Origin of the sequence: Plantactinospora sp. B6F1, from assembly GCF_040120695.1 — a bacterium.
GTDB lineage: Bacteria > Actinomycetota > Actinomycetes > Mycobacteriales > Micromonosporaceae > Plantactinospora.
The window spans coordinates 39,112-65,718 of sequence record NZ_JBEEAC010000036.1 but is presented as its reverse complement, the minus strand read 5'-3'; the positions used below and the strand labels follow the sequence as shown (position 1 = coordinate 65,718).

Sequence of the window (26,607 nt, the reverse complement as noted above, 5' to 3'; positions counted from 1 at the left end):
GACATGATCAAAAAGACGCTCGAAGCGTACGAACTTGTTGAGGCGCCTTCCCCACACGAATCCTCCGTGACACCGTCACGGACCGTCAAGCAACACGGCCCCTTGACAACCAATCCCCGATAGGGAATCAGTTGACCAGGCCGGTTGCTGACTTTCGTCAGTAACCGGCCGGCGACGGCGGCTTGTAGCCTGGCCGGGTGATGGCCGGAATCCCGCGCGGGAGGGGTGCGCGAGCTGGGCGTGGCCGGCGACGACCTGCCGGCGCGCTGCGCCGGCGCGACCGCATCCTCGACCTGGCCCTCTGGTCGGTGATCTCGGCACCGATCGCGGTGGCGCTGCTCACCCCGCCGCATTCGTCCTGGCTCCCCGTCCGGCTGGTCGGTTCGTTGCTGGTGACCGGACTCGCGGTGCTGGCCAGCCGGCGGGCGCCGCTGCTCGGGCTGCTGCTGGTGGTGCTGCCGACGGTCGGGGACGGCAATTTCCTGTTCGGGATTCCGGTGTTGAGCTATCTCGTCGGGTTGCGCGAGCGCCGCTGCGCCCCGGCCGCACTGCTCTTCGCCGGAGTCGGGTTCGGCGGTACGGTCCTCAACCTCGGCCTGCTCGGCACCGACGCCGAGGTCTGGTTCCTGCTCGCCGGCACGCTGCTGTTCGGCGGCGTCTTCCCGTGGCTGGTCGGCCGTTACCACCGACAGCACCGGGCCCTGGTGCTGGCCGGCTGGGAGCAGGCGGACCTGCTGGAGCGGGAGCAGCGCGGTGCCGCCGAGCGGATCCGGATGCGGGAGCGGGCCCGGATCGCCCAGGACATGCACGACTCGCTCGGCCACGACCTGAGCCTGATCGCGTTGCGGGCCGGCGCCCTGGAGGTGGCGGCGGACCTGGACGAGCGGCACCGGCGGGCCGCCGGGGAGCTGCGGGCCAGCGTCGCGCTCGCCACCGACCGGCTCCGCCAGGTCATCGGGGTACTCCGGGACGACGCCGAGCCGGCGCCCACCCGACCACCGGGAGAACGGGTCGAGGAACTCGTCGCCCGGGCCCGGGGCGCCGGGATGGCGGTACGCCTGCTGGTCGAGGAGGACTCCCCGGCGGCCGGGCCCGAGGCCCCCGTACCGCCGATGGTGCAGCGGGCGGTCTGCTCGGTGGTGCAGGAGGCGCTGACCAACGCGACCCGGCACGCCCCGGGGGCCGCCGTGACGGTGGCGGTGCACCGGGGCACCGACCGGGTCTCGGTGCGGGTCGGCAACGACCGACCACCGGCCGGAGCACTGCCCGGGGTCCGGGGCGCCGGGTCCGGCCTGGTCGGGCTCCGCGAGCGGGTACGCCTGGCCGGCGGCACCCTGCGGGCCGGCCCGGACGGCGGCGGCTTCGAGGTGTACGCGGAACTGCCGACCGGGCTTCCGTCGGAGACCGGGCCCGCCGCACCACCGGAGGCGGCGTACCCGGGCCGGTGGCCGGTGGTGGACGTGCCGGCACCGCCGGCCGGGCCGGCCGGAGCCGTCACCGCGCACCGGCTGCGCTCGGCCCGGCAGCGGGTCCGGCGCAGCCTGCTGGCCGCGTTCACCGTCCCGGTCGCGATCGGTCTCCTGCTGGTGCTCGCCTACTATCCGATCGCCACCTTCGGCGCCGTGCTGGACTCCGACCGGTACGCGCGGCTGGAGATGGGGCAGGACCGGGCCGAAGTGCGCGACCTGCTGCCGGACCGGCAGGTCGTCGCGCCGTCCGCTGCTGCCGCCCGGCCGGTGCCGGCCGGTGCCACCTGCGAGTTCTATTCCGACGGAGGCTTCCCGTTCGGGCAGGCCGTCTACCGGGTCTGCTTCCGGCACGGGCGGCTGGTGGTGAAGGACCGCCTCGGCGGTTGACCGCCCCGCCCGTCCCGCCGCTGCCGTGCCAACCGCCGGCGGTGGCCCGTACCGAGTTGAGGAGTGCACGTGATCCCCGTCCTGCTGGCCGACGACGAGGCGATGATCAGGGCCGGTGTCCGGGCGATCCTCGCCGCCGACCCCGAGATCGAGGTGGTCGCCGAGGCCGCCGACGGGCGCGACGCCGTCGAGCTGGTCCGGGCGCACCGGCCCCGGGTGGCGCTGCTGGACATCCGGATGCCCCGGCTCGACGGGCTGGCCGCCGGGGCGGAGATCCGTCGGCTGGTACCGGAGACCGCGGTGGTTATGCTGACCACGTTCGGCGAGGACGACTACATCGCCCGGGCGCTCGGCGAGGGGATGAGCGGTTTCCTGCTCAAGTCCGGCGACCCCCGGGAGCTGATCGCCGGGGTGCGGGCGGTGGCGGACGGCGCGGCGTACCTGTCGCCGAAGGTGGCGCGGCGGGTGATCGAGCTCGGTGGCGGACTGCTGGCCCGGGCACCGGCCGCCCGGGAGCGGATCGAGGGGCTGACCGAGCGGGAACGGGAGGTGCTGGCGCTGGTCGGCGCCGGGCTCTCCAACGCCGAGATCGGCCGGCGGCTGTTCCTGGTCGAGGGGACGGTGAAGAGCTATCTGAGCAGCATCTTCACCCGGCTCGGGGTACGCAACCGGGTGCAGGCGGCGATCATCGCGTACGAGGCGGGCCTGACGGACTGAGTCGAGCCGTGGGCGGGCCCTACCGGCCCGGGGCAGGGCCCGCCGTACGGCTCAGGCGTCCCGGCGGCGCAGTACGGCGAGCCCGGCCAGCAGGGCCGCGACCGCCCAGCCGGCGACGATCAGCAGGCCGACCAGTGCCGGATAGGCATCGGACTCGCCGCGCAGGAAGTGCAGACCGGCACTGCCGGGCAGCGCGTCGGCGATCGCGTTGAGCGGTCCGAGGTCGGGCAGCCGCAGCATGGTCGGCACGATCGCGAGCAGCAGGAAGAGCGTGACCAGGGTGCCGACCGCGCCGCGCAGCGCGGCTCCGAGGCCGAGAGTGCAGACACTGATCAGCGCCAGGTAGCCGGCCAGCCCGACCGCGTGCCCGACGGTCTCGGCCGGCTCGAGCCGGCCCCACTCGCCCAGTACGGCGACGGCGACGGCGGCACCGAGCCCGCCGAGCAGCAGACCGGTGCCGAAGGTGACCCCGGCGACCACGGTGGTCTTGGCCAGCAGCATCCGGGCCCGGGACGGGATCCACTGCAGCGTGCCGCGGATCGTCCCGCTGCTGTACTCGCTGGTGATGGTGAGCAGGGCGAGTGCGATCACCGCGAACTGGGTCAGCTCGACGGCGTCGACGGCGATCCGGCCGACCGCCAGTACGCCCCGGTCGTTGGCCGGGTCGTCGTCGGTGTTGCCGTTGGCGACGTAGATGGCGAGTTGCCCGGCGGTGGCGGCCATCAGCAGCGCGCTGGAGAGCAGGCACCACCAGACGGAGCGCACCGACCAGAGCTTCGTCCACTCGCTGGCGATCGCGCCCGGAAGCCCACCGCCGGACGGCGGGTGGCCGGCATCCCGGCGGGTGGTGCGGGGGAGGGTGTCGCTCATCACGCCTCTTTCCGTTCGGAGGTCCCGGACCGGGCGCCGGAGCCGGCTGGGCCGGCGCCGGTGAGTTCGAGGTAGGCATGTTCGAGGGACGCCTCGGTACGCAGCCCGTGCAGTCGTACCCCGAGTTCGTGGGCCAGGTCGCCGACCTGGGCGACGCTGCTCCCGGTGACCAGCAGTTCGTCGTCGCCGACCCGCTGGACCGTGGCGTGCCGGCCGACCAGCCCGTCAGCCAGCCGGGCCAGTGCGGCCGGTTCGGGGCTGGCCACCCGGACGGTGGCCGGCGAACTGCCGGCGATCACCTCGGTGACGGGGGCGTCGGCGAGCAGCCGACCGTGGCCGATTACCACGAGTTGGTCGGCCGTGAGCTGCATCTCGCTCATCAGGTGGCTGGAGACGAAGACCGTGCGCCCCTGCGCGGCCAGCGACCGCATCAGCTCGCGGATCCACCGCACCCCGTCCGGGTCCAGCCCGTTCACCGGCTCGTCGAAGATCAGCACGCTCGGGTCGCCGAGCAGTGCGCCAGCGATGCCCAACCGCTGGCCCATGCCGAGCGAGAGGGTGCCGGCCCGCTTCCCGGCCGCCTCGGTCAGCCCGACGGTGTCGAGGACCTCGTCGACCCGGCGTACCGGAATGCCGTTGCTGCGGGCCATCGCGGTCAGGTGGGCTCGGCCGGTCCGGCCGGGATGCACCGCCCGGGCGTCGAGCAGCGCGCCGACCTCCCGCAGCGGATGCCGGAAGCTCCGGTACGGCCGGCCACCGACCAGCGCGGTCCCGGAATCGGGCCGGTCCAGACCGAGGATCATCCGGATCGTGGTGGACTTGCCGGCGCCGTTCGGCCCGAGGAAGCCGGTGACCCGGCCCGGAGCGATCGACAGGGAGAGTCGGTCGACCGCCGTGGTCGGGCCGAAGCGCTTGGTCAACTCGGTTAACGTGATCATGAACCCTTCCGCTGTTCGCAGTTGCTCAGCGGCGACGATAGGAATCCGGACGGCGGTCACACAGCGGGCGATGGAGGGTCGGCGGGGCTGACTTTCGGCAGGTGTGCCGGTGGGCTGACGCCGGGATGCCGGCGGGCTTCGGGTGGGATGCCGGCGGGTACGCCGCAGCGGCAGTCCGGTCGGCCAGCGACGTAGGCTGGTGCCGTCCGCAGCCGTCGGTGCTGGAGGTCTTCTGTCATGCAGCAGGTCGAGGCGGATTCCTCGATTTCCGAAGCGGGCCGGGTGGCCGGCGCGACCCGGTGGTATCCCTGGGTGCTCACCCTGGGCGCCGTGATCGTCCTGGTGGACCAGGTCACGAAGTACCTGGCCGTGGCCGCCCTCTCCGACGGCGGCGTCGTACCGGTCCTCGGCGACCTACTCAGCCTGCGGCTGCTCTACAACCCGGGCGCGGCGTTCTCGATCGGCACCGGTGTCACCTGGATCTTCACCATCATCGCGGCCGTCGCGGTGGTCGCGCTCACCGGGGCCGCCTGGAAGGTCCGCAACCGGGCCTGGGCGCTCGCCCTCGGCCTGCTTCTGGGTGGCGCCGGCACCCACCTGCTGGACCGGCTCTTCCGGGAGCCCGGGTTCGCCCGGGGCCACGTCGTCGACTTCATCGACTACGCCGGCTTCTTCGTCGGCAACGTCGCCGACATCTGCCTGGTGCTCGGCGGTGCGCTGATTCTCCTGCTCTACCTGCGCGGGATCGACATCGACGGCCGGCACGACCGAGCCTGACCCGAACGGGCCCGGGCGGGCCGAACGGCCCGGGTGGAGCCGACCGGTGGCGCTCGGGCCGTGCCGGTGGCGCCCGTGCCGGTGGCGCTCGGGCCGTGCCGACCGGCCGTGCGGGAGTCAGCGGCGGGCGACGACCAGCGCGTCCGGCATCCGGAACGAGAGGTTGTCCGGGCACCAGGGCGCCCGGAGCACGGTCACGTCGGCCAGCAGCGGTGCCGTCTCGGTGACCACCACCGCCGCTTCCAGCCGGGAGAGCTGGGCGCCGACGCAGCGGTGCGCCCCCGCCCCGAACGCCAGGTGCCGGCGGGAGCCGCGCTGCCCGGGGACGAACGCCTCCGGCGCGGCGACCACCGCCGGGTCGCGGCCGGCGCGGGCCAGCCAGAGCACCAAACTGGTCCCCTCCGGTACGCGGGTACCGGCCAACTCGGTGTCCCGGGCCGCCAGCCGGCGCCAGGTGACGATCGGCGGCTCCAGCCGCAGCCCCTCCTCGACCACGTCCTCGACGTCCACCGTGCCGGCCCGCACCCCGGTGACCACCTCCGGGCTGCCGGCGAGCCGGTGCAGCAGCAGGGTGAGGAACTGCGAGGTGGTCTCCTGCCCGGCGACCAGCAGGAAGAACAGCGCCCCGACGACGACGTCCGGCGGGTGGCCGGCGGAGCGCAGAGCGCCGGCCAGCCCGGCGCCGGTGGCGGCGAACTCCCGCAGTACGGCGTGGAACCGGCCCACCACGTCGGCCAGTACCCGCTGCCGTGCCGGGTCGACCGGGGCCCAGAACAGTTCCAGGGCGGCCCGGGTGAACTCCTTGACCGCCTCGGCCGGTGCCTGCGGCAGCTCGACCAGCCGGGCAAGTACCAGCAGTGGCAGGTCGGCCGCGAGGTCCGCGTACAGGTCGACGGGTTCACCGGCGTCGAGCGCGGCGTCGAGCCGGCCGACCCGCTCCCGCACGACGGCGGTCAGCCACGGCCGCTGGGCGGCGACCCGGTGCGGATGCAGCGCCTCGGCCACGATCCCCCGGATCTCCGGGTGGCTCGGACCGCCGTTGTTGGCCAGGGTGGGGGGCAGCCGGAAGCCGTGCCGGGCGAGTATCCGGAGCGCACCGACCGGGATCGGGGTCATCGCGTCCAGCGCGTTGTCCGGGCGGAACGTGCCGGGATCGGCGAGTACCTGGCGGACCAGCGCGTGCCGGGTCACCACCAGGTGTTCGACCCCGAGGTGGTCCGGCACGGCGACCACGTCCGGCCACCTCCGGTCGACCGGCTCCTGCCAACTGCGGAACAGCACCCGACCACGCTAACCAGTGGGGTCGCCGCGGCCGGTGTCGCCGGCCGCCGGGGTGACCTTCGTCAGCTCCCAGACCCGGCTGTGCTTGACCCGCACGCTCTCCAGGGCGACCGTGACCGGGATGTCGTAGCCGGCCAGCGGCTGGAACCGTTCCCGGGGCAGGTACGCCCGCTCCGGATCGCCGACCAGCACGCGGGCGCCGGCCCGGGCCGCCCGGATCAGGAACCGGAGCACCCGGTTGGCCATCGCCTGGCTGTAGAAGACGTCGCCGGCCAGCACCACCTGGGCGCCGCACGCGTCGGCGTCCAGGACGTCGCCGAGTTCACCGGCCACCGCCGCCCCGTTGGCCTCGGCGTTCACCTCGATGGCGGCCAGCGCCATCCGGTCGATGTCGACGGCCCGGACCTGCGTGGCGCCGGCCCGGGCGGCGGCGATCGCCACCAGTCCGGAGCCGGACGCCAGGTCCAGCACCCGCCGGCCGGCGACCGTCTTCGGATGGTCGAGCAGGTAGCGGGCCAGCGCCTGACCGCCGGCCCAGGCGAAGGCCCAGAACGGTGGCGGCTGCTCGCTGCGGAACTCGCCCTCGGTCAACTCCCAGAGCCCGATCGGCTCGGCCGCCTGGTACAGCCGGATCTCCGGCACGGCGGAGACCGGGGTCAGGCGCGCGTACGTTCGGACGAACTCGGCCGGGCTCTCGGACACAATCGCTGATTGTGCCGGTCAGCCCGCCCGGTACGCCGTCCACCCCGGCCGCCCTGCGTTCGGGGCTCCGCGCTCGGGCGTGTCGCGGGGGAGTGGTGACCGGTTCAGCACTGCGCGTCAAACCCACCCTCTTCATTGCTGAATGGTGCTGATACACCAGTCTTCCGCTCGTTCCGGGATGCCCATAGCGTCCATCGGGTACGCAACTCGGCGCACGGATGGGTGGTGGTGACGGTGTGGCGGCTCGCGGGCCGGCTCGGGGCCACGCTGGGGTGCGTGACCATCGGTTGGGCGATGCTGCCGGCCGCTCCGGCCGGGGCGGCTCCCGGATTCGACACCGCGCTGACCCGGCTGCCTGGCCGGTTCGTCGCCGGAGCCGGCGCCGAGACGATCACTGCGGTGGTCTCCACCACCATCGGCGGCGAGTGCCGCAAGGTCCGGTGGTCGCTGGTGCTGCGGGCGGACGGCCTGCGGCTCGACCAGATCGGGGTCGACCGGATCGAGCAGGGCGGGGTCGTGCCGATGGACGTCCGGGTCGAGGGCGGGCGAGCCCGGCTCACCGATCGGGACCTGGATCCGGGCACGCTGTGCCGGGGCCGAACGGTCACCGCCCAGTACCGGCTGGCCATCGACGACGCGGTGACCGGCGGGCGGATCGAGTTGACGGTGGAGGCGTTCGACGCCCAGTCCCGGCTGCTCGACCGGCAGAGTGCCGCCCGCGAGGTGGTCAGCGAGCGGGGCGGCCCGGCGCGGCGGCGCGCACCGGCCCCGACCGCACCGGAGCGGGCCCGGCCCACCCCGACCGAGGCGGCACCGAGCCCGACCGAGCCGTTCGAACCGGAACCGACCGAGCCGGTGGAGGGCGACGCACCGGTACTCGCGGAGGGACCGGACGGGGCCGCCGGATCGGACGGGGGTGGATCGGGCGGCGGCGAGGCCAGCGCCACCGCCGGTCGGGGCGGGCCCGGGCTGACCACCGTCAGCTTCGCGGTCGGCGCCCTGCTGCTCTTCCTCGGCGCCGGCCTGCTGCTCCGGCTCCGCTCCGTCAGCCGGCTCGCGGAGGCGGCGCCGGCCCCGCTGCCCCGGGGTCACCACCAGACCGCCGTCCGGCGTGGCCATCCGGAGGCGGCACGCCGGCGCGGCGCCGCCTTCCGCCACCATCTGGACTGAACGGGGAAGCGGCGGATCGCCTCGGGTACCGGCCCCGGCTAGGTTCCGTTCGTATAACGGTTCGGCCAGGCCGGTCCGGTTTCCGGCGTTCTCGCAGGTCCGGCCGCTCTTCGTCGCGGCGATGTCTCTTGACAAGCGGCCCGCGTCACACCTAGCGTCCGGTTCTGTTGGATCGTTTCATTGCCGTACCGCACGACCTGCCACCGTCAATTGCCGCCCCCGCGACCGGCCCACGTCGAGGGAGGATCCCGCTGCCCGTGCCCAGGCACCTCTGCGCCCGCTCAGGCAAGCGGTTTCCCGCCTCGCCGTCCCCGCACCACCCCACCGCCGGTCGCCCCTGGGAAGGAGAATGTCCATGGTGCACACCCGACGGGCCCGTCGAGCCGCGAGGGTCGCAACCCTCGCCGTGGCGGCCCTGCTCGTCCTGCCGCTGGCCGCCTGTGGTGGTGACGATGCCTCGGACGGCCCGGTCACCCTCGACTTCACCTGGTGGGGCAACGAAGACCGGGCCAAGGTGACCGAGCAGGCCATCGACCTGTTCGAACAGAAGTACCCGAACATCAAGGTGAACACCTCGTTCGGCGCCTTCGACGCGTACTTCCAGAAGCTCTCCACCCAGATCGCCGGTGGCGACGCGCCGGACGTGGTGCAGATGGACCGCGCCTACCTGCGGGAGTACGCCGACCGCAACGCGCTGCGCGACCTCAGCGAGTACATCGAGGACGGCACCCTGAGGGTCGAGGACATCACCAGGACGCTGCTGCCCGCCGGCAAGGTCGGCGACGCGACGTACGCGGTGCCGATCGCCCAGAACACCCAGGGTGTCGTCTACGACCCCGCGCTCTGGGAGAAGGCCGGCGTGCCGGCGCCGAGTCCCGAGTGGACCTGGTCCGACCTCCAGGCGGCCGGGCAGAAGCTGAGCCAGTCCAGCGGTGGCAAGGTGGCCGGCTTCGGCGACTTCGGCTTCGCCATCGACTGGTTCGACATCTGGCTGCGCCAGCGGGACAAGGCCATCTACACCGACGACGGCAAGCTTGGCTTCACCGAGGCGGAGCTGACCGAGTTCTGGACGATGACCGGGCAGATGCGCTCGGTGGGTGCGCTGGCGCCGCCGTCCCTGACCACCCAGCTCGACGGCTCGGTGCAGAACTCCTCGCTGATCAAGAAGGGCGTCACCGCCGAGGTCAACTACGACTCCGGCTTCACCGGCATGGTCAGCGCGTACGGCGCACCGCTGGCCATCGCGCCGATGCCGAGCGACACCCCGAAGCGGGGGATGATCGCGGCGATGTCGATGGCGTACAGCGTCGCGCAGCGCAGTGAGCACCCCAAGGAGGCGACCATGCTGGTCGACTTCCTCATCAACGACGTCGAGGCGGGCAAGGTGCTGGCGGTCTCCCGGGGCATGCCGGCCAACGCGAAGGTCCGGGACGCGATCGCCCCCAGCCTGTCCCCGAACGACAAGCTGGTCTACGAGTTCGAGCAGTCGGTCGTCGACAAGCTGCTGCCGACGCCGCCGCCGCAGCCCAAGGGGGGCGGTGCGGTGAAGGCCGAGTTCCAGCGGATCTACGACGAGGTCATCTTCGACCGGATCTCGGCCGCCGAGGGAGCCAAGCGGGTCATCGACGAGGCCAAGAGCCAACTCGGCTGACGCGCAGCAGCGCCGCCACCGCGAGCGCGAGGTGCCCCCGTCCCGGCACGGGACGGGGGCACCTCGCGCTCCGGGTGTCCGTCGCGGTGTCAGCCCGGACCGCCCGGCCGGTTCCCGGTGGGGAAGGGCAGGCGCCGCGACTCGTTCCCGATGCGGCCAGCGAAGATTCGACGGCGGTGGCCGGACCAGCCGCTTTCCGGTCCGGCCACCGCCGTCGCGGTGCGGGTGCGGCTCAGAGCACGCCGTCGGTGAGCAGGTCACTGGTGCGGCCCAGGTCGGCCCCACCCACCAGCCCGGTCACGCTGCCCAGGCTGCCGTCGACGGTCCCGGTGACCCCACCGACGGTGCCACCCAGGTCGGTGACCTCGCCGACGGTGTCGGTGACGCCGCCGAGGCCGATGCCGCTCAGCGTCCCGTCGACCGTGCCGGTGACCCCGTCCACGGTGCCGTGGATGTCGGTGACGCTGCCGAGGTCGCTGACGCTGCTCAGGTCGGTGACGTTGCCCAGGTCGGTGACGTTGCCCAGGTCGGTGACGTTGCCCAGGTCGGTGACGTTGCCCAGGTCGGTGACGCTGCTCAGGTCGGTGACGTTGCCGGTGACGTTGCCCAGGTCGGCGATGCTGCCCAGGTCGGCAACGTTGCCCAGGTCGGCGATGGTGCCGAGGTCGGCGATGTCGGTCAGGTCGGTGACCGTGCTCAGGTCCGTAACGCTGCCCAGGCCGCCGGCGCCGACCAGGCCGGTCGTGCCGGCGACGGTGGAGGTCACGGTGTTGGCGGCGAAGTCGGCGGTGCCGAGTACACCGTCCACGGTGTCCACGCCGCCGGCGGTGCCCAGCACCGCCGAGTCGAGGGTGTCGGCCACGTCGTGCACCCCGGACAGGTCGACGCTCAGGCCGCTGTCGAGGCCCAGCACCGGCAGGGCGGAGCTGGCGCCGATCTCCAGGCCGTTCGGGTCCACGCTGACGGCGCCCAGACCGACCACGCTGACGTCGGCACCGGTGCTGTAGACGCCGGCGGTGAACTGGTTGGCGACGGTCTGGACCTGGCCGACGACGCTGGTCGGGCTGAGGCTGACCGAGCCGAGGCCCAGGCTCTCCACCGCGCCGAGATCGGTCAGCCCCTGCAGCGGTACGGAGTCGACGACCAGCGGGACGACGTCCGCGACGTCGCCCGGGACCACGTCGCAGAGCCCGACGCTCTCCAGCGTGCCGGTCGGGTCCAGTTCGTACGCCGCGCGCAGGTCCGCGTCGCTGAGCAGGTTGACCACGAACTCCTGCAGGGTCTGGGTGGCTTCCACGCCGGGAGTCGCCTCGGGGGCCGGGGCCGGGGCGGGGGCAGGGGCAGGGGCCGGAGCCGGGGCGGGGGTCTCCACGGTCGGTGCCGATTCCACGGTGACGATCTCCTCAGAGGTATGGGCGGGATGATCTGGGCATGTCGTTCCAGACCTGGCGCCGACCGTACGGCGTTACCGACGTACCGGACATCGGGGACGGTCCCCGGTTCTCGCCCTAACCGGTTGGGTCCGGGATCCCGTCGCGAGTTAGGGGCATAGGGGCTGCGGTCGACAGGCCACCCGGGCCCACCCCCCCGGCGGTCGCCGCGGCTCGACGAGAGCGGCCGCGCCGGGGCGGCATGCGTCGGCGACCGGTCGGGTGGACTACACCGCCCGGTCCGACCTGGAACGGCCGCGTGCCCGGTCCAGCCGTCCGGCCAGCACGCCGAGTTCGTCGGTCAGCTCGGTGGGTTCGAGCACGGTGAACTCGGGGCCGAGCAGGGCGAGGTGCAGCGCCAGGAAGCCGAGCGAGTCGGCACCGGTGCGCAGCAGGCAACTGTGCCGGTCCACCGCCTCCACCAGCCCGGCCGTCGGCGGGATCCGCTCGGCGACCTCGGTGGCCGGCGCGTGCACCAGCACCCGGGCCCGGAACCGGTACGGCGCCGCCCCGACCGAGTCCGCGACGAAGCTGACCGGGTCGGGCGGGTCGTGCGGGGTGAACCGCAGCCCGGTCGAGCGGAGTTCGCCGATCCGGTCCGCCCGGAACGTCCGCCAGGCGTCCCGGTCGGTGTCCCGGGCCACCAGATACCAGTGCCGGCCGGTGTGCACCAGCCGGTGTGGCTCCACCCGACGGACGCCGGCCGTACCGTCCCGGCTGCGGTATCGGAGCGTGAGCCCGTGCAGGTTCTGGCACGCCTCGGCGATCGCGGTCAGCAGGTCCGGGTCGACGCTGGGTGTCCCGCCGGCCAGCGGAACGGTGCTCAGCCGCAGCGCGGCGGTGCGTCGGCGCAGCCGGGCCGGCAGGATCCGTTCCAGCTTGACCAGCGCGCGCAGCGAGGTCTCGGCGATGCCGATGACGCTCTGGCTGGCCGCGGTACGCAGGCTCAGCACCACCGCCACCGCCTCCGCGTCGTCGAGCAGCAGCGGCGGCAGCGTCGACCCCGCGCCGAGCCGGTAGCCACCGGCGACGCCTGGGGTGGCCCGGACCGGATAGCCGAGGTCGCGCAGCCGGGCCACGTCCCGGCGCAGGGTACGCACGGTCACGCCGAGTCGCTCGGCCAGTTCCGAGCCGGTCCATTCGGGCCGGGTCTGCAGGATGGCCAGCAGTCTCAGCAGCCGCGCCGAGGTTTCGAGCATTTCCCGAGTCTGCCAGCAAACCAGGAACGATCCTGTCCGCAATTGCGGCTAGCGTGCCAGCCATGGAGATGATCAGCCTGCTCCGTGACCCGTACCGGGCCCGGAGGTGACCGCCATGGCGTACGAGTTCCAGGTGACACAGGACAGCGCCGACCCGCACACCCTCGCCGACTGGTGGGCCGAGACGCTCGGCTGGCAGGTGGAGCCCTCCGACGAGGCGCTCATCCGCCGCATGCTCGACCAGGGGCACGCCACCGAGGACGACACCAGGACCCACCACGGGGTGCTGGTGTGGAAGGCGGGGGCGGCGATCCGGCATCCCGAGGGGGTGCGGCGGGCGCCACGGGTGCTGTTCCAGCTGGTGCCGGAGGCGAAGACGGTCAAGAACCGGATGCACCTCGACGTCCGGACCGGGACCGAGGACCTCGGGCCGGTGGTCGAGGCGCTGGTGGCGCGCGGGGCGACGGTCCTGCACGAGGGACGCCAGGGTCCGTTCGCCTGGGTCACCCTCGCCGACCCGGAGGGCAACGAGTTCTGCGTCAGCCGCTAGGCGTCCCGGCCGCCCGCCCGGTGCGAGGGTGCGGAGCGAACGCCGGCACAACCGGATGTACCTCGGCATCCGTCTCGGCGGTGACGACCGCGACCCGGTGGTGACGACAGCATGAGGTCGTCACCACCGAGTCTGGCCCGGCTGAGCTGGGCTAGGACGCGACGTAGCCGTCGAACACGTGGACTCCGTCGGAGGTCGCTCCGCTGGCCTTCTCCCGGTTGGTGTTGAAGTACAGCTTGCCGCCGCTGAGTCCCACGCCTTCGATCTCGAACATCTCCGGGTATGCCGAGGACGTGATGCGGAAGGAGAGGTCGGTGGCGGCGGGCGCGGTTCCTGTCGTCGTCGGTGAGACGTTCCGATAGACGAGCACGACGCTGCGGTTGTCCTTGGTCAGCGGGTTGTAGAGAACCTGCTTGTTCTCGTCGTAGAAGAACCCCTGGTTGGTGAAGCTCGCCAGGTCTGGCACCACGGCGCCGTTGACGAGGGCGCCCTCGACCTGCAGGGTGAACGCCTTGGTCAGCTCGATGGTCCCGGAGTTGGCGCGCAGCGGGAGGCTGCCGTTGTAGATCGTCCGGCTCTTCTTGAACATGAACGTGATCGTGGTGCTGGTGACCGAGACTCGATTGATGCCGGAAACATCAAGCAGGGCCCCGTCGAGACGTACCTGGTATGAGCCGACGTAGTAGTAGGTGGTGCCCTCGTAGCGGAGCTTCACGAGTTGCGCGCCGGTCTCGTTCATCGTGACGATGAACATGTGGTGCTGTCCGTCGATGTCGACGATCGTTATGTCGTTCCCGTGCCCGAGCCAGGTGTTGGTCGTCGTGTTGTCGGTGCCGTTCTTCATCTGCACCCGCGCACCGGTGGTCTTGTGGACCCGGTAGATGGCGGAAAGGGTGTTGGCCTTGCGGGCCTTGACCGAGTAGAGGTAGGTGGCTCCGGCGGCGAAGCCCTGCACCCCGGTGGCACCGCTCGTGTCGGGCAGGGTGGCCAGGGTGGTGTAGGTGTTGTAGTAGGCCGCTTGGGCTGGTTGTCCAGACAGGACCAATAGCCCGAGGACGGCCGCGCCCACAACAGACAGACGTCTACCGAATCGCATGTTCTCCCCCGTACTTTGACGATCCGAGGCCCGGTGCCCCAGAGATCGACGGGTGCAGGCTATTGCGCGATGGTTGGACGGTCAAGGCGCGACAAAACACCCGGACATGCCGCACGGTCCGGATTCCGAGGTCGGGTGAGAGTGGACCGACTTCGACGTGCGCGGCGTCGCCGAGCAGTGCCTCAGGGGGCGGCCGGCGCGAGGATCCGGTCCAGCGCGCTGCGCAGCCGTGGGGCGAGCGTGGCGGCGTAGGTGGCGGTGAGGTGCTGGTTGTCCCGGTAGACCAGCACTCCGCCGATGACCGGGGCGCAGCGCCGGGCGGGACAGATCGCCGTGGTCAGGTCGATCCGGTCGACCTGGTCAAGGTCCTTCAGCGCCGCGAGCTGGGCGGCTCCGGCGCTGGCCGCCAGCGCGACCCGTCGGTCGGTCGTGCACCGGGTCAGCCGATCGGGGTTTGCCGCCACGCATTTCGGGCTGTCGGCGGCGAGGATCGGGGTGTCCCGGAGCACCACCGTGGGCACCCCGGCCGAGACCAGGTCCGACCAGGTTCGGCGCATGCCGTCGACCAGCGCGTCCTGGGCCGACCTGCCGGTCAGGGCCCGGTCGCCGGCCATCGGCTGGTACCGGGCACCGGTGGTCAGCAGCAGCCTGGGCCGCTCCGGGCCGGTGAGCGCGGCATGGACGTCGCGGTACCACTCGGCGCAGGCGTCCCGGATCCGTCCGGTCAGCACCGCCAGGCGGAGGAACGGGCAGCCGGGGTTCAGGTAGGTGACCAACCGCCAGCGCTTCTCCACCGCGACCGCCTGGAGCGCCGGTACCCAGCTCGCGGCGTGCCGGTCGCCGGCCAGCGCGACGGTGAACTCGGCATCCCGGTCGCCGTACACGCAGGAGCGGACCTCGCCGCTGGCCGCAGGCGGGAAGCAGCGGTGCCGGTAGACGTCGGGCAGGTCGTTCGGGGCGTCGGCCGGCTTCGGGATGATCGACCGGACCCGGTCGACCGGAACGCCGGCCCGGCTGGTGCGGGGCGACCGGCCCAGCGCGGCGGCGCCCGGTGCCGGCGGGGACGTCGGGCTGACCAGCGACGACACCGGCGCGGCGGCGGGCCGCGGGGTCGGCTGCTCGGGCGGCCAGACGCTGAGCTGGAAGAGCAGCCCGGCGAGCACTCCGGCGGCGGGGAGCAGGGCGCCGACCCGGAGTACCTGCCCCGGTGACCATCCGTCCAGGGCACCGGTTCGGGCCGGCATCTCGACGTACCGGTGGGTGAGCACGGCGAGGATCACGGCCCCGCCGAGTACGCCGAGGTAGGCCGTCGGCGGGAGGTCGCCGAACCGGGCGTGCGCGGCGACCAGTAGCGGCCAGTGCCAGAGGTGGAGCGGATAGCTGACCGACCCCAGCGCCCGCAACGGCCGTGCGCCCAGTGCCCGGTACACCCCTCCGGGTCCCGTCGCCGTACCCGTGGCGTCGGTCGGCCGGGTGATCGCGCCGCTGGCGATGATCGCGGCCGCACCGAGCGCGGGCAGCAGGGCCAGCGGTCCGGGAAACGCCGGACCGGGCCGCAGGGTGAGCACGGCGAGCGCGATGGCGGCCAGTCCCGCCCAGCCGAGCAGGGTGCCGAGGCGCCGGGGCAGCCCGGCCAGCCGCGTGCCGAGCAGGGCGAGCCCGGCACCGAGAGCCGGCTCCCAGAACCGGGTGGTGGTGACCAGGAAGGCGCCTCCCGGTTCGGCGGCGGTGTGCCAGACCGACCAGCCGAACGAGCCGACCGCGAGTAGACCGATGGTGCCCAGCAGCGGGCCGGTCAGTGCCAACCGACCGGTGCCGCGCCGGCTCCACCGGCGTACCGTCCAGGCCGCGATGCCGGCCGCCAGCAGCGGCCAGACCAGCATGAACTGCGCGCCGACCCCGACCGCCCAGAGCGGAGCCAGCAGGCTGGCGTCGGCATCCGGGACGACGGCCTGGGCGTCCTGCGCGGCGAGTCGCCAGTTCAGCACCTGCCCGGCACCGGCCAGCACGTCCCATCCGGTCGCGGACCAGCGGTCCGGGGGCAGGAAGGCCACCGCCAGCGGCAGCGACGCGGCGACCACCAGCGCGCCGGCCGGCAACGCCCGGCGGACCCGCCGGGCGAAGAATCCGGTCAGGTCGATCCGGCCGGTCCGCCGCCAGGTCCGTAGCAGGGCGCCGGTGACGAGGAAACCGGAGATCACCAGGAAGACGTCGACACCGACGAAGCCGCCGGGGACGAGGCTGGTACCGGCGGCACCGAGCAGCAGCGATCCGATGGCGATGGCGCGTAGCCCGGTGAGGTCCGCCCGGCTGTCGGCCCGTCCGAGGCCGTCCGTCCGGGATCGCGGCCGCGACTGCGTCACCATCTGTCAACCTCCGGCGGTTATCTGTCCAGTTCGTCCCTTCTTAACAGATAAGTGCGCTGATGGATGTCTTTTGCCGGTTCCGAGCGTGGCTCACCTCGGCGCCGGTGACCCGCGACTCGCCGGTGATGCCGGCCGGGGCGGGGCCCCGGCCGGCCGTCGTCGGCGCGGCCGGGACCGGCTGTCCGTCGGCCCGGCCTGGGCGGGACCGCGGCTATCCGTCGGCGAGGCCGGCCCGGGCCGCCGCCGCCCGCCAGGCGGGCTCGCCGCAGGCCCGGGGCCGGTAGGTCCGGGTCGCCCCGGTACGCCGCAGCAGCCCGCGCAGTTCCGCCAGCCCGCCGTCCAGTACGCCGAGCGCCCGCGCCTGCACCAGCGCGTTGCCCAGCGCGGTCGCCTCCACCGGCCCGGCGACCACCGGCAGTCCGCAGGCATCGGCGGTGAGCTGGCAGAGCAGCTCGTTGCGGGCCCCGCCACCGACCACGTGCAGCACGTCCACGTCCCGGCCCGAGAGCCGCTGCGCCTGGCGTACCGCGACCCGGTGGGCCAGGGCGAGACTGTCCAGGATGCACCGGGTGGTCGCCGCCGGCCCGTCCGGTACCGGCTCGCCGCGCCGGGCACACGCCCGGGCGATCCGGGCCGGCATGTCACCCGGCGGCAGGAACTCCGGGTCGTCCGGGTCGACCACGGCGGCCAGCGAGGGCTGCCGGGCCGCAGCGGCGAGCAGCTCGGTCAGGTCGCCGACGGCACCTCGGGACCGCCACACCCGCAGCGATTCCTGGAGCAGCCAGAGCCCCATCACGTTGCGCAGGTAGCGGACGGTCCCGTCCACCCCGGCCTCGTTGGTGAAGTTGGCCGCCCGGCTCGCCTCGGAGAGCACCGGCGCCGGCAGCTCGACCCCGACCAGCGACCAGGTGCCGCAGGAGATGTAGCCGAACCGGTCGTGCTCGGCCGGTACCGCCGCCACCGCCGACGCGGTGTCGTGCGAGCCGACCGCGGTCACCGGCACCGGCCGCTCGGTACCGACCGCCTCCCGCACCTCCGGCCGCAGCTCGCCGACCGGGTCGCCGGGCTGGCGTAGTGGGCCGAACAGCCGGGCCGGCAGCCCGGCCCGGGCGATCAGCTCGGTCGACCACCGCCGGGTACGCACATCCAGCAGCTGGGTCGTCGAGGCGTTGGTCACCTCGCTCCCGGCCACCCCGGTCAGCCAGTAGCCGAGCAGATCCGGGATGAGCAGCAGCGTCTGCGCCCGGTCCAGGGCCGGGGTGCCGAGTTCGGCGGTGAGCTGGAACAGCGTGTTGAACGGCAGCAGTTGCAGCCCGGTCGTCCGGTAGAGGTAGTCGGCGCCGAGCGCCGCGACCACCCGCTCCGGCACCCCGTCGGTACGCCGGTCCCGATAGTGCACCGGGTTGCCGACCAGCGCGCCGGTGGCGTCCAGCAGGCCGTAGTCCACCGCCCACGAGTCGATACCGACGCTGGCCAGGTCCGGCCGGCGGCGCAGCGCGGCCCGCAGCCCGGCCAGTGTCTCGGCGTAGAGCCGAGGAACGTCCCAGTGCAGCGTGTCGAGCAGCCGGACCGGCCCGTTGTCGAACCGGTGCACCTCGGTCAGTGCCACCCCGTCGGCGCCGACCTCGGCCAGCATCACCCGGCCGCTGGCGGCGCCGAGGTCGACGGCGGCCACGGCGGTCGAGCCGCTCATCGAAGCAACGCCGCGCTCGTCGCAGGAACGGCCGCGCTCGTCGCAGGAACGGCCATACTGATCGCAGGAACGGCCGCGCTCATCGCAGGAACGCCGCGGCCACGCCGGAGTCGACCGGTACGTGCAGTCCGGTGGTGTGCGACAGCTCGCCGCCGGTCAGCGCGAAGACCGCGTTCGCGACGTGCTCCGGCAGCACCTCCCGTTTCAGCAGGGTGCGCCGGGCGTAGTACGCGCCCAGCTCCTCCTCCGGTACCCCGTACACGGCGGCGCGCTGGGCGCCCCAGCCGCTGGCGAAGATCCCGGAGCCGCGTACCACGCCGTCCGGGTTGACCCCGTTGACCCGGATGCCGTGCTCGCCCAACTCGGCGGCGAGCAGGCGTACCTGGTGCGCCTGGTCCGCCTTTGCCGCGCTGTACGCGATGTTGTTCGGCCCGGCGAAGACGGAGTTCTTGCTGGAGACGTAGACGATGTCCCCGCCGAGGCCCTGGTCGAGCATCAGCCGGGCGGCGGCCCGGGAGACCAGGAAGGAGCCCTTGGCCATCACGTCGTGCTGCACGTCCCAGTCCGCCTCGGTCGTGGCCAGCAGCGACTTCGAGATGGAGAGCCCGGCGTTGTTGACCACCAGGTCGACCCCGCCGAAGGCGAGCGCGGCCTCGGCGAACGCCGCCTCGATCCCGGACGCGTCCGTCACGTCCACCGGCACCGCGACCGCCCGGTCGGTGCCGCCGATCTCCCCGGCCACCTCCGCCGCACCCTCGGCGTTGCGGTCGGCGACCACCACGCAGGCGCCCTCGGCGGCCAGCCGCCGGGCGATCGCCGCGCCGATCCCGGAGCCGCCGCCGGTGACCAGCGCTACCCGGCCGGCCAGGGTCTTCGGCTTCGGCATCCGGCGCAGCTTCGCCTGTTCGAGTTGCCAGTACTCGATCCGGAACTTCTCCGCCTCGTCGATCGGGGCGTACCGGGAGACCGCCTCCGCACCGCGCATCACGTTGATCGCGTTGAGGTAGTACTCGGCGGCGACCCGGGCGGTCTGCCGGTCCCGGCCGAAGCTGAACATCCCGATCCCGGGCACCAGCACGATCGCCGGGTCGGCGCCGCGGATCGGCGGCGAGTCCGGGCCGGCGTAGCGCTCGTAGTAGGCCCGGTAGTCCTTCCGGTACGTCTCGTGCAGCTCCCGCAGCCGCGCCACCACCTCCGGCAGCGGCGCGTCCGGCGGCAGGTCCAGCACCAGCGGCCGGACCTTGGTCCGCAGGAAGTGGTCCGGGCAGGAGGTGCCGAGCGCGGCCAGCCTCGGGTGCTCGGTGCGGGAGAGGAAGTCCAGCACGGCCTCGTCGTCGGTGAAGTGTCCGACCTGGAACCGCCCCTGCTGCCGGCTGTCGGTGCTGGCCAGCCCGCGCAGCGTCGGGGCCAGTGCGGCGGCCCGCTCCCGGCGTCGGTGGACCGGCAGCGCGGCGTACTCACCGATCACCGCGCCGAACGGCTCCGGCCGGCCGTGCTCGGCCAGGAACCGGGTCGCGGTCTCGATGATCTCCAGCGATCGGGCCTCGCACTCGGCGCTGGTGGCGCCCCATGCGGTGATCCCGTGCCCGCCGAGGATCACGCCGATCGCCTGTGGGTTGTCCCGGGCTATCGCGGCGATGTCCAGGCCGAGCTGGAAGCCGGGCCGGCGCCACGGCACCCAGAGCACCCGGTCGCCGAAGCAGCGGCGGGTCAGCTCGGGGCCGTCGGCGGCGGTGGCCAGCGCGATCCCGGCGTCCGGGTGCAGATGGTCGACATGCGCGGCGTCGACCAGGCCGTGCATCGCGGTGTCGATCGACGGTGCCGCACCGCCCCGGCCGTGCAGGCAGTGGTCGAAGGCGGCGACCATCTCGTCCTCGCGGTCCACCCCCGGGTAGACATCGACCAGGGACCGCAGCCGGTCCAGCCGGAGCACCGCCAGCCCGGCCTCGGTCAAGGTACCGATGTCCCCGCCGGAGCCCTTGACCCAGAGCAGTTCGGTCGGGCCGCCGGTGACCGGGTCGGTGCCGGTCGCCTTGACCGAGGTGTTACCGCCGCCGTAGTTGGTGTTGCGCCGGTCGGCGCCGAGCCGGTGTCCCCGGCCGAGCAGCGCGGCGACCTCCGGATTGGTCGGTCCGGTGCCCATGGTCACGCCCCCCAGCCGGCCTGCTGCCCGCCGACCCGCTCGGCGGCGATCCGCGCTGCGTACCCGGAGCGGGCGTACGCGGCCATCGGGTCCGGATCGAGGCCCATCTCCTCGCGTACGCTCGCCAGCAGCGGTCGTACGTCGGTGTTGTAGGCGTCCATCAGCACCCCGTTGGCGCCGAGCACGTCCCCGGCGGTCTGCGCGGCGGCCAGCGCGTCGGCGTCGACCAGCAGTGCCTTGGCGGTCGCCTCCTGGACGTTCATCACCGAACGGATCTGCGCCGGGATCTTCGGCTCGATGTTGTGGCACTGGTCGAGCATGAAGTTCACCCCGGAGGAGGCCCGCAGCGCGTCGGCCCGGACGATCTCGTGCATGATCCGGAAAAGCTGGAACGGGTCGGCAGCGCCGACCATCAGGTCGTCGTCGGCGTAGAACCGGGAGTTGAAGTCGAAGGCGCCGAGCTTTCCCTCGCGCAACAGGAAGGCGACGATGAACTCGATGTTGGTGCCCGGGGCGTGGTGGCCGGTGTCGATCACCACCTGCGCCCGCTCACCCAGCTTCAGGCAGTGCGCGTACGCGGTGCCCCAGTCCGGCACGTCGGTCAGGTAGAAGGCCGGCTCGAAGAGCTTGTACTCCAGCAGCATCCGCTGGTCCGGCCCGAGCCGGGAGTAGGTGGCGTGCAGCGCCTCGGCGAGCCGGTCCTGCCGGGCCCGGATGTCGTCCTGGCCCGGGTAGTTGGTGCCGTCGGAGAACCACAGCTTCAGGTCCCGCGAGCCGGTGACGTCCATGATGTCGACGCACTCCAGCAGGTGGCCCAGGGCCTTGCGCCGGATCCGCGGGTCGGGGTTGGTGACGCTGCCCAGCCGGTAGTCGTCGTCCTGGAAGACGTTGGTGTTGATGGTGCCGATCCGCACCCCCTGCTCGGCCGCGTACGAGGCGAGCTTGCCGAAGTCGTCGACCCGGTCCCAGGGGATGTGCAGCGAGACCACCGGGGCGACTCCGGTGTACGCGTGCACCTGTGCCGCGTCGGCGATCTTCTCCTCCGGGTTGCGCGGCACCCCCGGCTGGGTGAACACCTTGAACCGGGTGCCCGAGTTGCCGTACGCCCAGGAGGGCACCTCGATCCGCTGCGCCCGCAGCGCCGCCCGGACGTCGGTCTCGGTCATGTCAGGCCTCCGTTGTGTCGAGCGCGGTGTTGCCCAGCGCGGCGAGTTGCGCGTCCAGGTGGAAGATCTCGTCGAGGACGACGAACCCCTCGTCGGGGCGGCGGCCGTCGAGTCCGACGAAGAAGGGGGCCATCTCGGCCTGCCACCGGGCGTTGACGTCGGTGGCCTCCATCGCGGCGAGCGACGCGGCCAGGTCCTCGGTGCGGAAGTGCCCGACCAGCAGCCCGTCGTCGTGCAGGAAGAGTGAGTAGTCGTGCCAGCCGGCGGCGCGCAGCGCCCGGAGCATCTCCGGCCAGACCGCCGCGTGTCGTTCGCGGTATTCGGCCAGCCGGTCGGGCCGGACCCGGAGGACGAAGCAGACTCGCCGCATCGGCGGCCTCCCAATGAATGAACCGTTTCAACACGTCGCACCCAACATACGAGCGCCGTCACTGAACTGTCAAGAAACCGGGCCGGTCCGCCGACGGCCGCCGGGGCCGGGCCCGCAGGTCAGCTCGGCGTGCGCGTCGGTCCGGGAGTACGCGTCAGCCCGGGGTACGGGCGTACTGGCTGGACTCCCGGACCACCAGCTCGGGTTCGAAGATCACCTGTTGGTGCCGGTGGTTCTCCGGGTCGTTCGCCTCGTCCAGCATCAACTGTGCCGCCGTCTGGCCGAGCCGCTGCCGTGGCTGGCGTACCGAGGAGAGCGGCACCGCCGCCGCGGCGGCGAAGTCGATGTCGTCGTAGCCGACCAGCGCGATGTCCTCCGGCACCCGCACCTGCTGCCGGGTGAGTTCCTGGAGTACCCCGAGCGCCAGCAGGTCGTTGGCGCAGAAGACCGCGGTGGCCCGGGCGGACCTCGGCTGCCCGAGGATCCGCGACGCGGCGTCCCGGCCGGCCGCCACGGTCGGGCTCGGTGTCTCGAACCGGCGCAGGGTCTCCTCGGCGAGCCCGGCCTCGTCCAGCGCGTGCACGGCACCGTGGTAGCGATCCCGCACCTGTTCCAGTCGCCACGGGCCGCCGACGAAGGCGATCCGCCGGTGGCCGGCCTCCACCAGGTGCCGCATGGCCAACTCGCCGCCGAGTCGGTCGTCGACGGCGACCGAGCAGACGTCCGGCCGGGTCGAGCGCCGGTCCAGCAGGACCACGAGTACGCCCCGGTCCCGGAGCCGGACCAGCCGTTCGTTGGCGTCGTCGACCGGGGTGATCAGCACTCCCTGGACCCGCTGCTCCTCCAGCAGGTCCAGGTATCTGCTCTCCTTGGCCGGGTCGCCGTCGCTGTTACAGAAGATCACCGCCATCCCGGCCGCGCCGGTGGCGTCCTCGACCCCCTTGGCGACGTCGGTGAAGAACGGGTTCGCCACGTCCAGCACCACCAGGCCGAGGGTGCGGCCCCGGCCCCGGCGCAACTGGCGGGCGGCGTCGTTGGGCACGAAACCCAGCTCGTTGATCGCGGCGAGTACCCGGTTACGGGTCGACGCCGCGACGATGTCCGGCCGGTTGAGCACGTTGGAGACCGTGCCGACCGACACTCCCGCCTGGCTGGCCACGTCGCGGATGCTCACCGCTGGTCCCGGCACCACCGTCTCCTCCCGCAGCCCCGATCGTCGGGCTGAAACGTGTCAAGATTATCCGGCGATGCGACCCGGCAGCGTGCCGGACCCTGAATCCGGCGCACCGGCCCGTCGACCGCGCGAGGCGACAGTAGCCCTCCGGCGCACGGCCCCGGGGGCACCTCGCCGGTCGGGTGGCCGGCCTCGCCCAGCTGGGCGTGGTCCGGACCGCCTGGCCGCCGTCGGTCCGGGGGCACCGTGCACCGTAACACCGAGCCATTCTCCGTCAGCGGCGCGTGGCGGTCGCCGATCGGCGCCGTGGCCCGGCGCCGTGGTTCCCGCACGGCGCCACCCTCGGTACCCTGTCCGGCAGGGGAAGCGCTTTCCCATGCGGTGTCACCGACCGGCACCCACCCACCCATTCGAGCGAGGGACCGAGGACGGCGAGCATGGGCGAGGACCTGACCGGGGTACGGCTGCAGGTGCGCGGCGAGACCGTGGCGGAGTACATCCTCGACGACCCGAACGTCGACCCGCGCTGGGGGCCCCGGCCATACCTGCATCCGGTGCGTACCCTCGCCGGGGTCGTGGTGACCGACACACTGCCCGAGGACCACCGCTGGCACCTCGGAGTCTCCGTAGCGATGCAGGACGTCTCGGGCACCAACCTCTGGGGCGGCCGGACCTACGTCCGGGACGCCGGCTACACCTGGCTGGACGACCACGGCCGCATCGTGCACGACGCCTGGTTGGCCGACGGACCGGCACCGAGCGCCGCCCCGTCCGGAGCCGCCCCGTCCGGCGATCGCCCGGGTGACGGTGGCCCGTCCGGCGGTGGCCCGGGTGACGGTGGCCCGTCCGGCGGTGGCCCGGGTGACGGTGGTTTCGCCCAGCGGCTGCGCTGGCTGGACCCGGCCGGCGCGACCCTGCTGACCGAGGAGCGGCGGGTCGCCGCGGCCGAGCTCGCCACCCGCGCCGACGCCTGGCTGCTCGACTTCGGCTACACCCTGACCGCACCGGCCGACCGGGACATCCTGCTCGGCAGCCCGGCCACCAACGGCCGGCCGGACGGCGCCGGGTACGGCGGCTTCTTCTGGCGGGTCGCCCCGGGGCCCAACCGGGCCTTCACGGCGGGCGCCGAGGGAGAGCAGCGGGTCAACGGCAGCACCGAGCCCTGGCTGGCGATGGTCGGCGCGGCGGCCGGCGGCCGGCCGTACACGTTGGTCTTCGCCGGCCTGGCCGACGGCGACCACTGGTTCGTGCGGACCGGGATCTACCCCGGGGTCTGCGTCGCGCTCGCCTTCGACCGGACCCTGCCGGTCCCGGCCGGCACCGCGGTGCGGCGCCGGCACCGGATCGTGGTCGCGGACGGCGAACTGACCCGCGACGAGGTCGAGGCACTGAGGCCGGCCCTGGTCTCCTGACCGGCCCCAGCCCCGCTCGGCGGACCCGACCGGGCGCCCCGGCCGCACCCGGCGGACCCGATCGTCAGCCCGTCGGCGCCGCACGCCGGCCACCGAGCCGACCGCCAGCCCGTGAGCCCTCCAGCCCTCCAGCCTGTCGGCCCGTCAGCGTGTCAGCCCTTCAGCCCGGAGGTGGCGATCCCCTCGACCAGATAGCGCTGGAAAGCCAGGAAGAAGAGCAGCACCGGGACGATGCTCAGCACCGACATCGCGAACATCGGCCCGAATGCCGACTCGCTGGTCTGGTCGATGAAGAGTCGCAGCGCCAGCGGCAGCGTGTACGTCTCCGGGTCGTTGAGGTACACGAGCTGGCTGAAAAAGTCGTTCCAGGTCCAGATGAAGGTGAAGATGGCGGTGGTGACGAGGGCCGGCTTGAGCAGCGGCAGGATCACGTACCGGAAGGTGAGCACCGGGCCGCAGCCGTCGATCTCGGCCGCGTCGTCGAGTTCCCGGGGCAGGCCCCGGATGAACTGCACCATCAGGAAGACGAAGAACGCGTCCGTGGCGAGCAGCTTGGGCAGGATCAGCGGCACGAAGGTGCCGACCAGGTCCAGCTTCTGGAAGATCGTGTACTGCGGGATCAGTACCACGTGGTACGGCAGCATGATGGTCAGCAGGGTGAACGCGAACAGTGGGCCGCGGAGCCTGAACCGCAGTCGGGCGAAGGCGTAGGCGGCCAGCGCGCAGGAGCCCAGGTTGCCGATCACCGCGCCGACCGCCACGATCACCGAGTTGGCGAAGAACTGCCAGACGCCGATCCCGGCGATCCCGTCCAGCGCGGCGGTGTAGTTCTCCGGGGCCAGCCGGCTCGGCAGCAGGCTCAGACTGGACAGGATCTCGTCGGTCGGCTTGATCGAGGTGGCCAGCAGCCACGCCACCGGATACAGCAGCAGGGCCAGTACGGCGATGATCAGCGCGTGCCAGCCGACCGTACGCAGCCGTGCTCCGGCCGCACCCGGCCGCCGAGTCGCCGGAGTACGGGTCGGCAGGCCGTCGGAGAGCGTGCTCACCGGTCCTCCCCGGAATAGAACACCCAGCGACGCGAGGTGCCGAAGAACAGTGCCGTGATGATCGCGATGACGAGCAGCAGGATCCAGGCCATCGCCGAGGCGTATCCCATCCGGAACTGCGAGAACCCGCGTTCGTAGAGGTAGAGCGTGTAGAACAGGGTCGAGTTGCTCGGTCCGCCCCGGCCACCGCTGACGATGAACGCCGGGGTGAACGCCTGGAACGCGTGGATCGTCTCCAGCACCAGGTTGAACAGGATGATCGGGGAGAGCATCGGCAGCGTCACCGACCGGAACGTGCGCCAGGTGCCGGAGCCGTCCACCGCGGCGGCGTCGTACAGCTCGGTCGGAATCTGCTTGAGACCGGCCAGGAAGATCACCATTGGCGCGCCGAACTGCCAGACGGCCAGGATGATCAGCACGTAGAGGGCGTAGTCGGGTTCGTTGATCCAGCCGCCGGTGTCCCAGCCGAAGGTGCCGGTGACCGAGTCGACCACACCGGCGTCGGTGAACATCGCCCGCCAGACCAGCGCGATTGCCACCCCGGTGCCGAGCAGCGAGGGGGCGTAGAAGGCCGACCGGTAGAACCCCTGCCCGCGCCGCTTGCGATTGAGCAGCATCGCCACCGCGAGGGCGGCGGCCAGCTTCAACGGTACGGAGATCAGCACGTACATCGCGGTGACCTTGGCCGAGGCGAGGAACCGCGCGTCGTCGGCGAAGAGCCGCTGGTAGTTCTCCAGGCCGACCCACTGCGGGGAGGTGAAGAGGTCGTAGTCGGTGAAGGACAGGTAGAGCGAGGCGAGCATGGGGCCGACGGTCAGCAGCAGCGCCCCGACCACCCAGGGGGAGAGGAAGAGGTACGCGATCCCGGGCCGGTTGCGCCGGTATCGGGGCCGTGCTCCGCTGCCGGCACCGCCCGGTGCGGCAGGCCGGGGCGGTGGCCTGCGCAGGGTCCCAGTTGTCATGGTCGACTTTCCCATCGGCTCCTGGCGCCCACACC

22 protein-coding genes are annotated in these 26,607 nt (G+C 72.8%); 7 read left to right on the top strand and 15 right to left on the bottom strand.

The window, feature by feature from the left end:
- The first annotated feature begins 200 nt into the window (after positions 1 to 200).
- Both ABNF97_RS29285 and ABNF97_RS29280 read left to right on the top strand, forming a co-directional pair.
- Positions 201 to 1,856: a sensor histidine kinase gene (locus ABNF97_RS29285; RefSeq protein WP_349340508.1), complete on the top strand. Its 1,656-nt coding sequence runs from the start codon at positions 201 to 203 to the stop codon at positions 1,854 to 1,856.
- 102 nt (positions 1,857 to 1,958) lie between these two features.
- Positions 1,959 to 2,573, top strand: a complete 615-nt coding sequence (locus tag ABNF97_RS29280; RefSeq protein WP_486484964.1) for a response regulator — start codon at positions 1,959 to 1,961, stop codon at positions 2,571 to 2,573.
- 51 nt (positions 2,574 to 2,624) lie between these two features.
- Here ABNF97_RS29280 and ABNF97_RS29275 read toward each other — a convergent pair whose 3' ends face one another.
- Both ABNF97_RS29275 and ABNF97_RS29270 read right to left on the bottom strand, forming a co-directional pair.
- A complete protein-coding gene (locus tag ABNF97_RS29275) occupies positions 2,625 to 3,443 on the bottom strand; it encodes an ABC transporter permease (RefSeq protein ID WP_349340507.1) in 819 nt (272 codons plus the stop codon).
- Positions 3,443 to 4,381, bottom strand: a complete 939-nt coding sequence (locus tag ABNF97_RS29270) for an ATP-binding cassette domain-containing protein (RefSeq protein ID WP_130464079.1) — start codon at positions 4,379 to 4,381, stop codon at positions 3,443 to 3,445. Before ABNF97_RS29270 ends, ABNF97_RS29275 begins: the two co-directional genes overlap by 1 nt.
- A gap of 237 nt (positions 4,382 to 4,618) precedes the next feature.
- Between ABNF97_RS29270 and ABNF97_RS29265 the strand changes: the two genes are divergently transcribed.
- Positions 4,619 to 5,158, top strand: a complete 540-nt coding sequence (locus tag ABNF97_RS29265) for a signal peptidase II (protein WP_130464078.1) — start codon at positions 4,619 to 4,621, stop codon at positions 5,156 to 5,158.
- A gap of 117 nt (positions 5,159 to 5,275) precedes the next feature.
- Here the strand turns inward: ABNF97_RS29265 and ABNF97_RS29260 are convergent, their stop codons facing one another.
- Positions 5,276 to 6,439: a cytochrome P450 gene (locus tag ABNF97_RS29260; protein WP_349340506.1), complete on the bottom strand. Its 1,164-nt coding sequence runs from the start codon at positions 6,437 to 6,439 to the stop codon at positions 5,276 to 5,278.
- 9 nt (positions 6,440 to 6,448) lie between these two features.
- The gene (locus tag ABNF97_RS29255; RefSeq protein WP_130464076.1) at positions 6,449 to 7,141 is read right to left on the bottom strand and encodes a 50S ribosomal protein L11 methyltransferase; all 693 of its coding nucleotides are present in this window, start codon (positions 7,139 to 7,141) and stop codon (positions 6,449 to 6,451) included.
- A gap of 276 nt (positions 7,142 to 7,417) precedes the next feature.
- Here ABNF97_RS29255 and ABNF97_RS29250 point away from each other — a divergent pair, with 276 nt between their 5' ends.
- Positions 7,418 to 8,311 (top strand): hypothetical protein, encoded by an 894-nt coding sequence (locus ABNF97_RS29250; RefSeq protein WP_130464075.1) that lies wholly within the window; start codon positions 7,418 to 7,420, stop codon positions 8,309 to 8,311.
- Between the two features lie 355 nt (positions 8,312 to 8,666).
- Positions 8,667 to 9,962: an ABC transporter substrate-binding protein gene (locus ABNF97_RS29245; RefSeq protein ID WP_349340505.1), complete on the top strand. Its 1,296-nt coding sequence runs from the start codon at positions 8,667 to 8,669 to the stop codon at positions 9,960 to 9,962.
- A 232-nt stretch (positions 9,963 to 10,194) separates the two neighbouring features.
- Here the strand turns inward: ABNF97_RS29245 and ABNF97_RS29240 are convergent, their stop codons facing one another.
- Together ABNF97_RS29240 and ABNF97_RS29235 are read right to left on the bottom strand one after the other, a co-directional pair.
- Positions 10,195 to 11,259 carry an IniB N-terminal domain-containing protein gene (locus ABNF97_RS29240; RefSeq protein ID WP_349340504.1) on the bottom strand — a complete coding sequence of 355 codons (1,065 nt, stop codon included), beginning with the start codon at positions 11,257 to 11,259 and terminating at the stop codon, positions 10,195 to 10,197.
- 360 nt (positions 11,260 to 11,619) lie between these two features.
- Positions 11,620 to 12,591 (bottom strand): WYL domain-containing protein, encoded by a 972-nt coding sequence (locus ABNF97_RS29235; protein ID WP_130464072.1) that lies wholly within the window; start codon positions 12,589 to 12,591, stop codon positions 11,620 to 11,622.
- 115 nt (positions 12,592 to 12,706) lie between these two features.
- Between ABNF97_RS29235 and ABNF97_RS29230 the strand changes: the two genes are divergently transcribed.
- Positions 12,707 to 13,141 carry a VOC family protein gene (locus ABNF97_RS29230; RefSeq protein WP_130464071.1) on the top strand — a complete coding sequence of 145 codons (435 nt, stop codon included), beginning with the start codon at positions 12,707 to 12,709 and terminating at the stop codon, positions 13,139 to 13,141.
- 151 nt (positions 13,142 to 13,292) lie between these two features.
- Here ABNF97_RS29230 and ABNF97_RS29225 read toward each other — a convergent pair whose 3' ends face one another.
- The 7 genes from ABNF97_RS29225 to ABNF97_RS29195 all read right to left on the bottom strand — a co-directional run bounded on the left by ABNF97_RS29225 (position 13,293) and on the right by ABNF97_RS29195 (position 23,164).
- On the bottom strand, positions 13,293 to 14,186 hold the full coding sequence (locus ABNF97_RS29225) for a hypothetical protein (protein ID WP_349340503.1): 894 nt from the start codon (positions 14,184 to 14,186) through the stop codon (positions 13,293 to 13,295).
- A gap of 233 nt (positions 14,187 to 14,419) precedes the next feature.
- Positions 14,420 to 16,603, bottom strand: coding sequence for an acyltransferase family protein (locus tag ABNF97_RS29220; protein WP_349340502.1), 2,184 nt, complete (start codon positions 16,601 to 16,603; stop codon positions 14,420 to 14,422).
- Positions 16,604 to 16,814: 211 nt separating this feature from the next.
- Complete coding sequence (locus ABNF97_RS29215) at positions 16,815 to 18,296, bottom strand: rhamnulokinase (protein WP_349340501.1); 1,482 nt, start codon at positions 18,294 to 18,296, stop codon at positions 16,815 to 16,817.
- Between the two features lie 79 nt (positions 18,297 to 18,375).
- Entirely contained in the window at positions 18,376 to 20,439 is a 2,064-nt protein-coding gene (locus ABNF97_RS29210; protein ID WP_130464067.1) for a bifunctional aldolase/short-chain dehydrogenase, read from the bottom strand.
- 2 nt (positions 20,440 to 20,441) lie between these two features.
- On the bottom strand, positions 20,442 to 21,605 hold the full coding sequence (gene rhaI / locus ABNF97_RS29205; protein ID WP_130464066.1) for an L-rhamnose isomerase: 1,164 nt from the start codon (positions 21,603 to 21,605) through the stop codon (positions 20,442 to 20,444).
- A gap of 1 nt (position 21,606) precedes the next feature.
- Positions 21,607 to 21,975, bottom strand: a complete 369-nt coding sequence (locus tag ABNF97_RS29200) for an L-rhamnose mutarotase (RefSeq protein ID WP_130464065.1) — start codon at positions 21,973 to 21,975, stop codon at positions 21,607 to 21,609.
- 154 nt (positions 21,976 to 22,129) lie between these two features.
- Entirely contained in the window at positions 22,130 to 23,164 is a 1,035-nt protein-coding gene (locus ABNF97_RS29195) for a substrate-binding domain-containing protein (RefSeq protein ID WP_207230595.1), read from the bottom strand.
- A gap of 422 nt (positions 23,165 to 23,586) precedes the next feature.
- On the opposite strand from ABNF97_RS29195, the gene ABNF97_RS29190 reads away from it, so the two are divergent.
- On the top strand, positions 23,587 to 24,561 hold the full coding sequence (locus tag ABNF97_RS29190) for a DUF6807 domain-containing protein (protein WP_349340500.1): 975 nt from the start codon (positions 23,587 to 23,589) through the stop codon (positions 24,559 to 24,561).
- A gap of 152 nt (positions 24,562 to 24,713) precedes the next feature.
- Here ABNF97_RS29190 and ABNF97_RS29185 read toward each other — a convergent pair whose 3' ends face one another.
- Both ABNF97_RS29185 and ABNF97_RS29180 read right to left on the bottom strand, forming a co-directional pair.
- Positions 24,714 to 25,610, bottom strand: a complete 897-nt coding sequence (locus ABNF97_RS29185) for a carbohydrate ABC transporter permease (protein WP_349340499.1) — start codon at positions 25,608 to 25,610, stop codon at positions 24,714 to 24,716.
- A complete protein-coding gene (locus tag ABNF97_RS29180) occupies positions 25,607 to 26,572 on the bottom strand; it encodes an ABC transporter permease subunit (RefSeq protein WP_130464063.1) in 966 nt (321 codons plus the stop codon). The genes ABNF97_RS29185 and ABNF97_RS29180 overlap by 4 nt, the downstream gene beginning before the upstream one ends.
- Positions 26,573 to 26,607: the final 35 nt, after the last annotated feature.